This is a genomic window from Gordonia sp. 11cp, assembly GCF_057767225.1.
This window is the reverse complement of record NZ_CM173437.1, coordinates 3,956,086-3,971,023: the sequence shown is the minus strand read 5'-3', so window position 1 is coordinate 3,971,023 and position 14,938 is coordinate 3,956,086. Positions and strand designations below refer to the sequence as shown.

Genomic DNA, 14,938 nt, shown 5'->3' with positions numbered 1-14,938 from the left:
ACCCCCTGCGAGTCGAATCCCTCGCGAATCCTAGCCCGGATCGCGCGGATGGTCCGTGGCGGAGTCCACAGCGTCCGTGAGAAGGTCGGGTCGTCGCGCGCGCGTGCGTTCGAGGGCCTGTTCCGCACGCCACCGGGCCACCTTCGCGTGGTCGCCACTGAGAAGCACCGACGGGACGTCGAGACCACGCCAGGTCACCGGCCGTGTGTAGCTCGGACCTTCGAGCAGGCCGTCGGAGAACGAATCCTCCTGATGCGACCGAGGATTGCCGAGCACACCGTCGAGGAGACGCACGGTCGCCTCGATCATGGCCATGACCGCGACCTCTCCCCCGATGAGGACGAAATCGCCGAGGGACACCTCTTCGACGCGCACCCGCCGGGCGGCGTCGTCGAAGACGCGCTGGTCGATGCCCTCATATCGGCCGCAGGCGAACACCAGGTGCTTCTCCGCGCTCCAGCGACGGGCCGTCTCCTGGGTGAACGGCACGCCGGCGGGGGTCGGCACGATCAGCAACGCGTCGTCGGGGCACACCTCGTCGAGGCACGGACCCCAGACGTCGGGCTTCATGACCATCCCGGGTCCGCCTCCGTAGGGCGAGTCGTCCACGCTGCGGTGGACGTCGTGCGTCCAGTTCCGCAGGTCGTGCACCGTGACGCTGATTCGTCCGGCATCGATCGCCTTGCCCAGCAGGGCAACTCGGAGCGGATCGAGATATTCGGGAAAGATCGACACGACGTCGAGGCGCATCACGGCGCCTCGTCGATCGAATCCGGATCCAGCAATCCCTCGGGTGGGTCGATCACGATCAGTTCGCGACTGACGCTCGGCACGATCTCCCGCACGAACGGGACGAGCACCTCGCGGCCGTCGGTCGTCCGCACCGACAGCAACTCGCCGCCGGGCAGGTGCAGGACCGATTCGACGACGCCGACCGCGGCGCCGTCGACCAGTTGCACGGGCACGCCTTCGAGTTCGTGATCGTAGAACTCGTCCGGGTCGTCGGAGGGCTCCACCTGCGAGGAGTCGATGAGGAACAGCGTGCCGCGCAGGGCGTCGGCCGAATTCCGGTCCGCGACGCCGGCCAGGGACACCAACAGCCGCCCGGAATGCTCCCGGGCGGCTGTGATGGTGAAGTCCCGTTCCCCGGCACCGCGCGGCAGACGGCCGCGCAGCACCGCGTTCGGGGCGAAACGCACCTCGGGCTCGTCCGTGCGGACGTCCACGACGATCTCCCCACGGATTCCATGTGACTTGACCACACGGCCGACGACGAGATCCACGATGCGTTCGGTGTTCGGGTTCTCGGTCAGCGGTCGGTGTCGACGATGTCGACGCGCATCCCGCGTCCGCCGATTCCGGAGACCAGGGTGCGCAGCGCGGTCGCGGTACGACCATTGCGCCCGATCACCTTGCCGAGATCGTCGGGGTTCACGTGCACCTCGACGAGCCGCCCACGGCGGCCGGTGACGAGGTCGACCCGGACGTCATCGGGGTTGGAGACGATTCCGCGGACCAGGTGCTCGACCGCGTCGGCGACGACTGCGCTCACGCGTCACCCTCGGCGGCGGGCGCCTCGGCAGCCTCGTCGTCCTTCTTGGCGGCCTTCTTCTTCGGGGTGGTCGCGGCGGCGACGGGCTCGTTGTCGGCGGCGGCGAGCGCGGCGTTGAACAGGTCGAGCTTCGACGGCTTGGCCTCGGCGGTCTTCAGGGTGCCCTCGGCACCCGGCAGGCCCTTGTACTTCTGCCAGTCACCGGTCACCTTGAGGATGGCGGCCACGGGCTCGGTCGGCTGCGCGCCGACTCCCAGCCAGTACTGGGCACGCTCGGAGTCGACCTCGATCAGCGAGGGCTCTTCCTTGGGGTGGTACTTGCCGATGGTCTCGATGACCCGGCCGTTGCGGCGGGTGCGGGCGTCGGCGACGACGATGCGGTACTGCGGGTTGCGGATCTTGCCGAGCCGCGTGAGCTTGATCTTGACAGCCATGTCTACTTCTCTTTCGTGTGGTCACTGCGCAATTCAGCAGTCCGCCCGGAATGGCGGACCCGGTTTTGCGTCTGTATCGGTGTGACCGTCGGGCGGCCGTAACCGGATCCGACGAACCAGCGAGCCATTGTGCCAGACCGGACCGCGGACACCGAATCCGACGACCGGGCGGTGAGCGATGCCGGAGTCGGAGGCGCCGATGTACCGGCATGTGGTCACCCACCCCGCGAGGACGACCACATGCCGTACGTCGCTCTTCCGTCACTCATCGGTGTCGGCTCATCGGTGTCCGGGCTCGCGACACCGCCGGAGCCTCCCTCGACCCCTGGCTCCGACGGTTCCGCGTCGCCGAACCCAGGCTGAGAGGATCCGGCGTGGACTGATCCGGTTCGCAAATAGGAGAACCGTTGCAACGCCGTTGCTACGTTACGTGGCGGTAAGAACGCCAACCAGAGGCCGTCGTGTGTCGTTGCTCACACGATGTGGCGCCCCGACGACACCACTGCTAGCGGATGCCGCAGGACGCCCAGATCGTCGCAGGGGTCGGCCGCATAGACCACGAAGTCGGCGCGACGCCCGTCCTCCAGGACGTCGGCGCCGAGCCAGCGCCGGGCGTTCGTCGAGGCGGCCGCGATCGCGGCCGCGGGACCCAGGCCGATGCCGGACAACGCCTCGATCTCGTCGACGATACGACCGTGCTCGACGAATCCGCCCGCATCGGTTCCGGCGAAGATCTGCACTCCGGCCTCGCGCGCGGCGTCGAACACCTTCGGCGCACCGGCGTGCAGAGCGCGCATGTGCGCGGCATAGGTCGGGAAGCGCTCGGCGCCGTCGGCGATCCCGGGAAAGTTCTCGACCTGGATCATGGTGGGCACGAGGGCAATCGAGCGGTCGACGAGCTGATCGATCAGATCGTCGGTCAACCCGGTGCCGTGCTCGATGCAGTCCACGCCGGCGCCGATCAGGTCGACCAGGGCGTCGGTTCCGAAGACGTGGGCGGTGATCCGCGCGCCGTGCTCGTGCGCCACGGCGACCGCCGACTCGATCTGCGCACGCGTCCACAGCGGGGCCAGGTCGCCGACCTCGCGATCGATCCAGTCCCCGACGATCTTGACCCAGCCGTCGCCGGCCTGCGCCTGCCGGGCCACCTCGGCCGCCAGTTCGTCCGGATCGTCGAGGTCGACGCCGTAGTCGCGCAGGTACCGCTTGGGCCGTGCGATGTGCTTGCCCGAGCGTATGAAGCGAGGGCACGCGGGATCGTCGTCGAGCGGGTGGGTGTCCAGCGGCGACCCGACCTCGCGGATCAACAGGGTGCCCGCCCGGGCATCGGCATAGGCGAACCCGCGGGCCTGCTCGATGTCGACACCGAGGCCGGGTGCGATGCCCACATGATTGTGGGCATCGACGAGGCCCGGCAGGATCCAGCCGCCGTCGACCGCCGTCTCGGCGTCGGGAACCGGTGTGGCACTGATGGTGTCACCGTCGACCCAGAACTCGATGGGCTCGGCGGTCAGCGGGTCGGTGCCGCGATAGTGCCGGGTCACTTCTTCTTTTTGGGCTGCTGGAACTGCGACACGTCGAGACCCTCGAGCCCCGGCGGCAGCTGATCGAGGCCGGCCGGCATGTTCGACAGGTCCGGGAACCCGGCCGGCATACCCCCGGGCATGCCCGGGAAGCCGCCGCGCACCTTCGGCGGCGTGGGGCCGCGGCCCTTACCCTTTTTTCCCTTGCCCTTCTTGCGGTTGGACTTGCGGTTCATCCCGCCCATGCCCATCCGACCCGACATCTGCGCCATCATCTTCCGGGCCTCGAAGAACCGGTCGACGAGCTGGTTGACCTCGCTCACCGTCACACCCGACCCGTTGGCGATACGGATGCGGCGCGAGGCATTGATGATCTTCGGGTTGTCGCGTTCGGCGGGAGTCATGCCGCGGATGATCGCCTGGACCCGGTCGAGTTGTTTGTCGTCGACCTGCGACAGCACGTCCTTCATCTGGCCGGCGCCGGGCAACATGCCCAGGATGTTGCCGATCGGGCCCATCTTGCGGATCATCAGCATCTGCTCGAGGAAGTCCTCGAGGGTCAGCTCGCCCTGCGTGATCTTGGCGGCCGCCGCCTCGGCCTGCTGCGCATCCCAGTGCTGTTCGGCCTGCTCGATGAGCGACAGCACGTCGCCCATCCCGAGGATGCGGCTGGCCATGCGGTCGGGATGGAAGACGTCGAAGTCCTCGAGCTTCTCGCCCGATGACGCGAACATGATCGGCTGGCCGGTCACCTCGCGCACCGACAGCGCCGCACCACCGCGCGCATCACCGTCGAGCTTGGTCAGCACGACGCCGGTGAAACCCACGCCGTCGGCGAAGGCCTCGGCGGTGGTCACCGCGTCCTGGCCGATCATCGCGTCGACGACGAACAGCACCTCGTCGGGCGAGGTCGCGTCGCGAATGTCGGACGCCTGCTTCATCAGCTCGGCGTCGATGCCCAGACGGCCGGCGGTGTCGATGACCACGACGTCGTAGTGCTTGCTGCGTGCCTCGTCCACACCGGCCTGCGCGACCGAGACCGGATCGCCCGCGGTCACGCCGAGCGTGCCCTCACCGCCCACGCTCGTGCCCGGATGCGGCGCGAACACCGGCACACCGGCGCGTTCACCGACGATCTGCAGCTGCGAGACCGCGCCCGGCCGCTGCAGGTCACAGGCGACGAGCAGCGGCGTGTGCCCCTGCTGCTTGAGCCAGTTGCCCAGCTTTCCGGCGAGCGTCGTCTTACCGGCGCCCTGGAGGCCGGCCAGCATGATGACGGTCGGCGGGTTCTTGGCGAACCGCACTCGCCGGGTCTCGCCGCCGAGAATGCCGACGAGTTCCTCGTTGACGATCTTGACGACCGTCTGCGCCGGATTCAGCGCCCCGGAGACCTCCGCACCCTTGGCGCGCTCCTTGATCCGGGCGATGAAGGACCGGACCACCGCGAGCGAGACGTCCGCCTCGAGCAGCGCGAGCCGGATCTCGCGGCAGGTGCGGTCGATGTCCGCGTCGGACAGCCGCCCCTTGCCACGCAGATCCTTCAGGGCACCGGTCAACCGGTCGGAGAGGGAATCGAACATGGTCCCATCCTTCCATGTGGGTCCCGGGACCGAACATCTAGGAGATGGGCACTCCGGACCGGCCGGTCCCGCCGTAGGACTGGGGCCCGTCGCCGTCTTCCTCGCGCACCGGCCGCGGAGGCGGACAGACCGCGACGACGGCCTCGGCCAGTTCGGCCCGCGCGTCCTCGGTGTCGGTCGCCAGCCGGAGGCCGAAGATGTCCACGCCGGTGGTGCCCAGAGTCGACACCTTGGCCCATCGGATGTCGGCGCCCCGCTGCTCCAGGACCGCGCTGACCCGGCTGAGCAGGCCGATGCGGTCATCCGAGCGGACTTCCAGCACCGCCTCCCCCGCGGGTGCGTCGAGCCACGTCACCCGTGGCGGTGCGACGGCGAACAGCGCGGGCACCGCGTTCTTCGGATGCCCGGCCCCGTCCACCTCGGGATCGGTGCTGCCCGCGCTCGCGCCGATCGTCACGACGGTGCCGGGAATCGTGCTGACCGTCCCGATCGTCGGGATCGGCGAGTCCCGTTCGCGTGCGTCGAGCCGCGCGAGGACGTCGATCTTGCCGTCGACGGCAGCGATGAGCTGCTGACGCAACAGACCGGCATCGGGCGGACTCCCGAACATCGGGACCACCTGGAAGGAGTTGATCGCCTTGCCGTCGGCACTCTGCGCGGAGGCCGAATGGGATCGCAACCCACCGAGGGCCAGCACCCCGGCCATCTTCGACAGCAGGCCGGGCTGGTCCGGCGCGACCATCGTGACGCGGTAGGTGTGCTGGCCGTCCGCCCGGACGAGCCGCACCGCGAAGTCCCCCTCGGCCGCCGTCGCGAGCTGTTCGGCGGTCAGCGGTTCCGGCGCGCTGGGCTCCTCCCCGTCGATGAGTCGCATCGACCGGCGGACGAGGTCGAGGATGAGCGAGGCCTTCCACTCCCCCCACACCCCCGGACCGGTGGCCAGGGAGTCCGCCTCGGCAAGTGCGGCGAGGAGTTCCAGGAGCACCCGATTGTGTCCGAGGGTCTCGACGACGGATTCGGCGGTGGCCGGGTCGTCGAGGTCGCGACGGGTGGCGACCTGCGGGAGCAACAGGTGGTGGCGCACCATGTCGGAGAGGATCGCCACATCCTGCGGCCAGAGTCCGAACCGGTTGCCGACCTGGACCGCCAGATCTGCGCCGACGATGCTGTGATCGGCACCCCGGCCCTTGCCCAGGTCGTGGATGAGCGCACCGAGCACGAGGAGGTCGGGCCGGGACACCCGCGTGGTCATCGCGCTCGCATAAGCGGCCGTCTCCACGAGGTGCCGGTCGACGGTCCAGGTGTGGATGGCGTCGCGGGGCGGGAGGTCGCGGACCGCACCCCATTCCGGCAGCAGCCGTCCCCACAGTCCCGTGCGGTCGAGCGCCTCGATCGGGTCGACCATGTGGTGTCCCGAACTCAACAGGACGAGCAGGTCGCTGCGCGCCTCGGCCGGCCACGGCTCGCGGAGTTCCGGCGCGTAGTCGGCCAGTCGGCTCAGTGTCGAAGCGCTGATGGGCAGGCCGGTGCGTGCCGACGCCGCCGCCACGCGCAGGATGAGGCCCGGGTCCTTGCTCGGGATCGCGTTGCGCGCCAAGACGATTTCGCCACTGTGCTCGACGACGCCCTCGTCGAGCGGACGGCGCAGGGGCGAGCGCCGAAGCTTCGCCAGTCCGCGGCGCGGCAGGGCGTTGCCGGCGGTCCGCAGGCCGACGTCGATGGAGTAGCTGACGGTGCGGGCCGAGTCGCTGATGACCCGGGCGAGATCGAACCGGTCCCCGATCCGGAGCGCAGCCCCGATCTCGTCGGCGTCCTGCGCCTGCACGTGCTCGCGGGGACGCCCGGCGATGCGGTGCAGTTCGGTGCGGATGTCGAGGAGCCGCGTGTAGGCGACCTGCGGTCCGGCGCCGGGCGAGTCGGGCCGCAGGCTCGCCATCCCGTGGGTGAGCTGAGCGATCGCCAGTGCTCCCAGGAGCTGCACGTCGCGCAGTCCGCCCCGGCCGTTCTTGAGGTCCGGTTCGGCACGGTGCGCGATGTCGCCCGCCCGCCGCCAGCGGTCCTGGGCGTGGGAGACGACCTCGGGGAACCGATTGCGGATGTCGTTGCGCCACTGCTGGCGGACGCCGCTGATCAGCAGGGTGGACAGGTCCTCGTCGCCGGCGATGTGGCGGGCTTCGAGCAAGCCGAGCGCCGCGGTGACGTCGTCGCCCGCGACCTGCATCGCCTGCGGCACCGTCCGGACGCTGTGGTCGAGCGGGATGTTGGCGTCCCACAACGGGTACCAGAGACCGTCGGCCACCTCGGACACCCGTTCGGCGGGCATGTCGTCGTGCAGCAGGATCAGATCGAGGTCGGAGTACGGGAGCATCTCGCCGCGCCCGAGTCCGCCGACGGCGACGATCGCGAAGCCACTGTGCGGCTTGATGCCGAGTTCGGCGCCCTTGCTGGTCAGCCAGAACTCGTGCAGGTCGACGAGCACCTGGCGCAATGCCGGTGCGTCGAGTTTTCCCGAACGGCCGGATTCGGTGAGTTGCCGTCGGGTCTTGGCCAGGTCTGCGGCGCTTACGACTGCCTCCAAAGTGTGAGGGAGAGAGGATGATTCGCGCTGCCGAATGGTACGGCCCCGCGCCCGACTGGTCGTCGGGCACGGGGCCGTTCACCGGAGTTCGTCAACGCAGCACGGGCTCGCTACAGAGCGTCGCCGCCACGCTCGCCGGTGCGGACGCGGACGACGGACTCGACGGGCGACACCCACACCTTGCCGTCACCGATCTTGCCGGTCCGAGCGGCCTCGACGATCACGTCGACCACCTTGTCCACGGCCGCGTCGTCCACGACGACCTCGACACGGACCTTCGGTACGAAATCGACCGAGTACTCCGCGCCGCGGTAGACCTCGGTGTGGCCCTTCTGGCGTCCGTAGCCCTGGACCTCACTGACGGTCATGCCGAGGATTCCGGCCTGCTCCAGTCCGGCCTTGACATCCTCGAGCGTGAACGGCTTGACAATTGCAGTGATCAGCTTCATTAGTTATCCCTCTCCACAGGAATCAGCGTAGTAGCGATTTGGCTCGAGCGTCATGCCAGCTCATAGGCCGTCTCGGCGTGTTCTGCCTCGTCGATGCCGGTCTTCTCGTCCTCATCGCTGACCCGCCAACCCAGAGGCTTGAGGACGAAGGCGATGATCGCGGTGAGCACACCGGTGAACACGAGGGCGAAGAGGGCGATGACGACCTGGACCACGAGCTGCTTGTAATCGCCGCCCCAGAACAGACCCACGTCCTTGCCGATGAGACCGATCGCGACGGTGCCCCACAGGCCGGCGACGAGGTGGACCCCCACGACGTCGAGCGAGTCGTCGTAACCGAACTTGTTCTTCAGCCCGATGGCCGTCGCGGCGAGGGCACCGGCGATGAGGCCCAGGATCAGCGAGCCGACCGGCGTCAGCGAACCACAGGCCGGGGTGATGGCGACCAGACCGGCGACGATGCCCGATGCGGCACCGACGCTCGTCGCGTGCTTGTCGCGGATGACCTCCACGACGAGCCAGCCGATGATCGCAGCGGCCGTTGCCGCCGTGGTGTTGACCCACACCTGTCCGGCGAGGAGGTCGGCGCCCAGCTCGGAGCCGACGTTGAACCCGAACCATCCGAACCAGAGGAGTGCGGCACCCAGCATGACGAACGGGATGTTGTGCGGACGGTACGCGGTACGGCCGAACCCGACACGCTTGCCGATGATGAGCACGAGCACCAGTGCAGCGATACCGGCGTTGATGTGGACCACGGTGCCGCCGGCGAAGTCGATGGGTGCGACATTGGCCGATCCCTCCTCGTCGACGCCGAACATCTTGGCGGCCAGACCGTCCTCACCGGCGCCGAGCAGGCCGCCGCCGCCGACGAGTCCACCCCACACCATGTGCGACAGCGGGAAGTACACGATCGTCGACCACAGCACGGTGAAGACGAGCCAGGTCGAGAACTTCACCCGCTCGGCGAGCGCACCGCTGATCAGCGCGACGGTGATGACCGCGAAGGTCAGCTGGAATCCCATGAAGACGATGGCGGGGATGCTGAGTCCGCCGGTGACGTACTGCTCGGTGTCACCCTCCCCGATGGTGTTCATGAGCTGATCCGACCCGAACAGCGCGAACGGGTTCGCGAAGATGCCGCCGATGTCGCTGTTGCCGGTGAAACCATCGCTGAACGACATCGAGAAGCCCCAGAGCACGTACACGACGCTCACCGTCGCCAGTGCTCCGAAGGACATCATCATCATGTTCAGGACAGACTTGCCTCGCGCCAACCCCCCGTAGAAGAAGGCGAGACCTGGGGTCATCAGCAACACCATGGCGGCCGACACGAGCATGAATGCCGTGTTGCCCGTGTCTATCGGGCCAAACGATTCGTTTGGCAACTGAGCCAAATCCACTACGAAACCTCCTCAGGATGCGCCGACGGCTCGGCGCCTCCAAAGAGATTGTCCGCAGTCGGTTTCAGCCGTGGTGCCCCGACGTTTCAGGCGCGTAACCCCCTGGCCGGTTTATATTTCGCCCATGTAACGCCCCAGTTCGGCTCTGAGCCGTCTCTCAGGTTCGGCGGGCGACCGCTAACACCAGGTTTCCGATCACAGATCCCGAATTCACAGCAGCACCCGGGAAATTCACAGGAGGGCGTCGACGAACGCCTCCGGCTCGAAGGGTGCGAGGTCGTCCGCGCCCTCGCCGAGCCCGACGAGCTTGACCGGCACCCCGAGCTCCTTCTGCACGTGGAACACGATGCCGCCCTTGGCGGTGCCGTCGAGTTTGGTGAGCACGACGCCGGTGATGTTGACGACCTCGGCGAAGACGCGGGCCTGCATCAGGCCGTTCTGTCCGACGGTCGCGTCGAGCACGAGCAGCACCTCGTCGACAGGCGCCTTCTTCTCGACGACGCGCTTGACCTTGCCCAGCTCGTCCATCAGTCCGGTCTTGGTGTGCAGGCGTCCGGCGGTGTCGATCATGACGACGTCGACGCCGGTCTCGATACCGCGGTCGACCGCGTCGAACGCCACCGCGGCCGGATCGGACTGCTCCTTGCCGCGCACGATCTCGGCACCGACCCGCTCGCCCCAGGTCTGCAGCTGGTCGGCGGCGGCGGCGCGGAAGGTGTCGGCGGCACCGAGCAGGACGCGGCGTCCGTCGGCGACGAGCACCCGCGCCAGTTTGCCGGTCGTGGTGGTCTTGCCGGTTCCGTTGACCCCCACGACGAGCACGACCGCGGGACGGCCGGCGTGCGGGAGCGCCCGGATGGACCGGTCGAGCGTGGGGTCGAGCTGGTCGACCAGGACCCGCTTGAGCAACGCGCGGGCCTCGCCCGCGGTCCGGACCGGATTGGCCGCGAGTTCGGTACGCAGCGTCTCGACGACGACGGCCGTGGTCGAGGCGCCGAGGTCGGCCATCACGAGCGTGTCCTCGATCTCCTCCCAGCTGTCCTCGTCGAGGTCGCCGGCACCGAGGAGTCCGAGTACTCCCTTGCCGATCGCGCCCTGCGACCGGGACAGACGGCCACGCAGGCGACCGATCCGGCCGGCCGTCGGCGCGATGTCGTCCAGCGGTGGCGCCGTGGTCGCCTGCGCGACATCGTCGGGCACCCGCGTCTCGGGTTCGACGGTCTCCGGTTCCGGCTCGGCCGTGACCGGCTCGGGTTCGATGACCCCGGGTTCGGTGACCTCGGGTTCGACGACCTCGGGTTCGACGACCGCGGGATCGGCCGTCTCCGGCAGTGTGCTCTCGGGCGCCGCCGCCTCGGACTCCCGTGTCCCGGGCGCTGGTGTCTCGGGTTCGGCGATCTCCGGCTCTGCTGTGTCCGGCTCGGGAAGCGACACCTCGGTGACGCCGCGTCGGATCGAGTCGCGCGGGACCGCGGCGTCGTCGCCGACACCCGGCTGGCCGTCCACGTCCGTGCGGTCCCCCGCGGGCCGCACTACCTCGGGCGCGGGCGCCGGGGGTTCCGGTGTCCGGGGTTGCGGCTCGCGTCGGGGCGGTTCGGCGAGCGCGGTCTCCCCGCGGCTGAAGCTGAAGCCCGATCCGGCCTGGTATCCCCCGGACCGGTCGACCTGACGGGTCGTGCCGTCGACGACCTCCGGCTGCCGTTCGTCGGTGAGCGAGATGCGCCGGCGGCGCGACAGCACCAGACCGAGCACGATCAACGCGATCACGACGAGTACCGCGACGACGATGCCGATGATGATTCCGGTGTTCACTGGCTGGTGTCCTCCTGTTGACCGACGGGCATGTTCACTCCGCGCATGCGTTGCGAGATGACCGTCGTGATGCCGTCGCCGCGCATGCTGACGCCGTAGAGCGCGTCCGCGACCTCCATCGTGGGCTTCTGGTGGGTGATGACGATGAGCTGGGACTTCTCTCGCAGTTGCTCGAACAAAGTGATGAGTCGCCGCAGGTTGGTGTCGTCGAGTGCGGCCTCGACCTCGTCCATGACGTAGAACGGGGACGGACGCGCGCGGAAGATCGCCACCAGCATCGCGACCGCGGTCAGCGACTTCTCCCCACCCGACAGCAGCGAGAGCCGCTTGACCTTCTTGCCGGGCGGGCGCGCCTCGACCTCGATGCCCGTCGTCAGCATGTCGCCGGGTTCGGTGAGGACGAGTCGGCCCTCGCCACCCGGGAACAGTGTCTGGAAGACCTGGGCGAATTCGCGTTCCACGTCGGCATAGGCCTCGGTGAACACCTGCAGGATGCGGGCGTCGACGTCTTCGACGACGTCGAGCAGGTCTTTGCGCGCCGCCTTGACGTCTTCGAGCTGCGACGACAGGAAGTTGTACCGCTCCTCGAGCGCGGCGAACTCCTCGAGTGCGAGCGGGTTGACCTTGCCGAGCGTGTTGAGGTCCTTCTGCGCCTTCTTCGCACGGGCTTCCTGGGTCGCCCGGTTGTATGGCATCGGGGCCGGGGCGACGACCTGCTCGCCGCGCTCCCTGGCCTGCTCGTACTCGGCCATCTCCAGTGCCGACGGGGGCATCGGCACGTCGGGACCGTACTCGGCGATCAGATCGTCGGGGGCGATCGCGAAGGTCTCGAGGACCTGCTCTTCGAGCTGCTCGATCCGCAACGCGACCTGGGCCCGCGCCACCTCGTCGCGGTGGACGGTGTCGCGCAGCGAGTTCAGGGTGGTGGTCAGTTCGCCTGCCCGCACCCGCAGCTGGTCCAGGGTCGCGGTGCGCGCGGTGCGGATCTCCTCGAGTTCGTCGCGTCCGGCCTGGGCCGACGCCACCGCGGCGGCGAGGCGTTCACTCACCTGGGCGCCGGCGCGTTCGACGGCCGCCGCGACCCCGGCGGCCTGTCGCCGGATCTCGTCCTGGCGGCGGGCCCGCTCGCGCGCCTCTCGCTCGCGCTGTGCGGCGCGGCGCAGCGAGTCCGCCTTGCCCCGGACCGAGGCCAGGCGTTCTTCGGCGGTCCGCAGCGTCAGACGGGCCTCCATCTCCGCGCTGCGCGCCACCCCGACGGCCGCCGACGCGGTGGCGCGCTCGGAGTAGTCGGTCGACATCTCGGTCCCCGCGTCGGACTCGTCCCGGGCCAGCCGGAGTCGCTCGGTGAGTTCCTGCAGGGACTGCAGGGTTTCCGCGCGGCCTTTCTCGAGCAGGTTCCGCTGTCGTGTCAGTTTGTCGGCCTCGGCGCGAGCCGCCCGGATCTCCTGGCCGAGCCGGGCCATCTGTTCGTATGCCGCTCCGACGCCGGCGTCGGACTCGTGGAGGGCGGCGAGCGCCTCCTCGGCCGCCTCCCGGCGCTCGTGCTGTTCGGTCAGCGCACCGTCGAGCGCCGCCTCCAGTTCTTCGACGCGTCGGCGCGTCGCGGTGAGTTCGGCGGTCGCCGCGTCGATGGCCGACTGGACCTCCAGCGTGGAGGGCCGGCGCGAGGAGCCACCTTCGACCGACGCCGCCGAGATGCGGTCTCCGGCGGGGGTCACCGCGCGTACACCGAGACGGCGGGCGAGCTCGAGCCCTTGCGCGGGATCGTCGACGATCACGGTGTCGGCCAGGACGGTGTCGATGGCGCCGCGGATCTCCGGCCGGGTGTCGACCACCGAGGCGGCCCACCTCGCCCCGTCCGGCAACGCGATCTCGCCCCGCCGATCCGGACCGGTGAGTCCGCCACAGATCAGCGCGGCCCGTCCCCCGTCGCCCGACTTGAGTGCCTCCAACGCCCGCACCGCGGCGACCCCGTCCACGGTGACGATGCCGTCGACCGCAGGTCCGAGCGCCCCGGCGATGGCGGTCTCGTAACCCGGCTCGACGGTGACCAGCTCCGACATCGGACCGAGGAGACCGTCGGGCGCGTTCTCCAGCAACCACGCGCCACCGTCGCCTCGTTCGAGTCCCATGGCGAGCGCGTCGACTCGCGCCGACAACGAGGCGATGGCGTGCTCGGCCTCGCGGTGTGCGGCCTGCAAGGTGGCCACGCGCTCGTTGGACAGGTTCAGCGCGGCGACGCAGCGTTCGTGGTGTTCGTCGAGCGCACGTTCGGCGGCCTCCAGTTGCGCCAGCTCACCCGCAGCCGAATCCTGTTGCGTCACAGCAGCTTCGGCACGTTCGACGGCGGTCGAGATCGCGTCGGTGAGGCGCTGGGCATCGGCGTCGGCCGACTCCGAGCGGGTCCGCAGGTTGTCCACCTGGCCCTCCAGCCGCGCGAGCCCCTCACGCCGGTCGGCGATGGCCCGGACCGCGGCGAGATGTGCGGCCTCGGCCGCTTCCGCGATCGATTCGCGCTCACCGAGCACTTCTCTGGCGGTTTCGAGCTGCTCGGCGGCGATCTCGACGCCCTCGGTCAGTTCGGCTTCGAGTTCGGCGGCCTCGAGGGCTTGCTCGTCGAGCTCGTCGGGGTCGGGCCCAGACGTCTCACCCACCGGCTCACTGAGGTATCGGCTGCGTTCGGCGGCCACCCGGCGGGTCGCGTCGACGCGCTCGGCGAGTGCCGACAACCGGAACCACGCACGGTTCGCCGCGGCCGCGGCGGGTGTGATCTCGGCGAGATGCTGTTCGTGTTCGGCCACTTCCGCGTTCGCGCGGTCCAGCTCGGCGGCCACCTCGTCCTGCCTGCGGCGGACCTCGTCCTCGACGGCGGCGTGTTCGGCCATCTCCGTCCGGCGGGTGACGAGGTCGTCGGCGGCCAGACGCAACCGGGCGTCGCGGAGGTCGGCCTGCACGGTCTGCGCACGGCGTGCCACCTCGGCCTGACGACCCAGCGGCTTGAGCTGACGGCGGAGTTCGGCGGTCAGGTCGGTCAGGCGCGCCAGATTGGCCTGCATCGCGTCGAGCTTGCGGACTGCCTTTTCCTTGCGCTTGCGATGTTTGAGGACACCGGCCGCCTCTTCGATGAACGCGCGTCGGTCCTCGGGCCGGGACTCGAGGATCGCCGACAGCCGACCCTGCCCGACGATCACGTGCATCTCGCGGCCGATGCCCGAATCCGACAGCAGTTCCTGCACGTCCATCAGCCGGCACGAACTGCCGTTGATCTCGTATTCGCCGGCACCGTCGCGGAACATCCGGCGGGTGATCGACACCTCGGAGTACTCGATGGGCAGCGCCCCGTCGGCGTTGTCGATGGTCAGCGTCACCTCGGCGCGGCCCAGTGGCGGGCGGCCGGACGTGCCGGCGAAGATGACGTCCTGCATCTTCCCGCCGCGCAGCGCTTTGGCCCCCTGCTCGCCCATCACCCAGGTCAGGGCGTCGACGACGTTCGACTTACCGGAGCCGTTGGGCCCGACGACGCACGTGATACCCGGCTCGAAGCGCAGGGTCGTCGCCGAGGCGAACGACTTGAAGCCCTTCAGGGTCAGGCTTTTGAGGTGCACGA

Annotated in this window: 11 protein-coding genes; all 11 read right to left on the bottom strand. The window is 69.3% G+C overall.

Translation table 11 applies throughout. From position 1 onward, the window contains the following. Positions 1–30: 30 nt before the first annotated feature. Positions 31–750 carry a tRNA (guanosine(37)-N1)-methyltransferase TrmD gene (trmD, locus tag AC3B6C_RS17745; protein ID WP_010841586.1) on the bottom strand — a complete coding sequence of 240 codons (720 nt, stop codon included), beginning with the start codon at positions 748–750 and terminating at the stop codon, positions 31–33. Beyond that, positions 750–1,283 (bottom strand): ribosome maturation factor RimM, encoded by a 534-nt coding sequence (gene rimM / locus AC3B6C_RS17740; RefSeq protein WP_010841587.1) that lies wholly within the window; start codon positions 1,281–1,283, stop codon positions 750–752. The genes trmD and rimM overlap by 1 nt, the downstream gene beginning before the upstream one ends. A 26-nt stretch (positions 1,284–1,309) precedes the next feature. Beyond that, the gene (locus AC3B6C_RS17735) at positions 1,310–1,552 is read right to left on the bottom strand and encodes an RNA-binding protein (RefSeq protein WP_004572301.1); all 243 of its coding nucleotides are present in this window, start codon (positions 1,550–1,552) and stop codon (positions 1,310–1,312) included. Beyond that, on the bottom strand, positions 1,549–1,986 hold the full coding sequence (gene rpsP, locus AC3B6C_RS17730; RefSeq protein WP_010841588.1) for a 30S ribosomal protein S16: 438 nt from the start codon (positions 1,984–1,986) through the stop codon (positions 1,549–1,551). Before rpsP ends, AC3B6C_RS17735 begins: the two co-directional genes overlap by 4 nt. A gap of 473 nt (positions 1,987–2,459) precedes the next feature. Continuing rightward, a complete protein-coding gene (locus AC3B6C_RS17725) occupies positions 2,460–3,530 on the bottom strand; it encodes an amidohydrolase family protein (protein WP_488373638.1) in 1,071 nt (356 codons plus the stop codon). Next, positions 3,527–5,089: a signal recognition particle protein gene (gene ffh, locus AC3B6C_RS17720; RefSeq protein WP_055474782.1), complete on the bottom strand. Its 1,563-nt coding sequence runs from the start codon at positions 5,087–5,089 to the stop codon at positions 3,527–3,529. Before ffh ends, AC3B6C_RS17725 begins: the two co-directional genes overlap by 4 nt. Before the next feature lie 37 nt (positions 5,090–5,126). Beyond that, entirely contained in the window at positions 5,127–7,667 is a 2,541-nt protein-coding gene (locus tag AC3B6C_RS17715) for a [protein-PII] uridylyltransferase (RefSeq protein WP_010841592.1), read from the bottom strand. A gap of 110 nt (positions 7,668–7,777) precedes the next feature. Continuing rightward, positions 7,778–8,116 (bottom strand): P-II family nitrogen regulator, encoded by a 339-nt coding sequence (locus tag AC3B6C_RS17710; protein ID WP_004572306.1) that lies wholly within the window; start codon positions 8,114–8,116, stop codon positions 7,778–7,780. 50 nt (positions 8,117–8,166) lie between these two features. After that, positions 8,167–9,519 carry an ammonium transporter gene (locus tag AC3B6C_RS17705; RefSeq protein WP_014926454.1) on the bottom strand — a complete coding sequence of 451 codons (1,353 nt, stop codon included), beginning with the start codon at positions 9,517–9,519 and terminating at the stop codon, positions 8,167–8,169. 231 nt (positions 9,520–9,750) lie between these two features. Further along, positions 9,751–11,331 (bottom strand): signal recognition particle-docking protein FtsY, encoded by a 1,581-nt coding sequence (gene ftsY, locus AC3B6C_RS17700; protein WP_488373637.1) that lies wholly within the window; start codon positions 11,329–11,331, stop codon positions 9,751–9,753. Then, complete coding sequence (smc, locus tag AC3B6C_RS17695; protein ID WP_488373636.1) at positions 11,328–14,936, bottom strand: chromosome segregation protein SMC; 3,609 nt, start codon at positions 14,934–14,936, stop codon at positions 11,328–11,330. The genes ftsY and smc overlap by 4 nt, the downstream gene beginning before the upstream one ends. Between the last annotated feature and the right edge of the window lie 2 nt (positions 14,937–14,938).

Bases quoted from the DNA above. Each gene is read 5' to 3' on its own strand.
- trmD (WP_010841586.1), bottom strand. From the start codon at position 750: ATGCGCCTCGACGTCGTGTCGATCTTTCCCGAATATCTCGATCCGCTC.
- rpsP (WP_010841588.1), bottom strand. From the start codon at position 1,986: ATGGCTGTCAAGATCAAGCTCACGCGGCTCGGCAAGATCCGCAACCCG.
- ffh (WP_055474782.1), bottom strand. From the start codon at position 5,089: ATGTTCGATTCCCTCTCCGACCGGTTGACCGGTGCCCTGAAGGATCTG.
- AC3B6C_RS17710 (WP_004572306.1), bottom strand. From the start codon at position 8,116: ATGAAGCTGATCACTGCAATTGTCAAGCCGTTCACGCTCGAGGATGTC.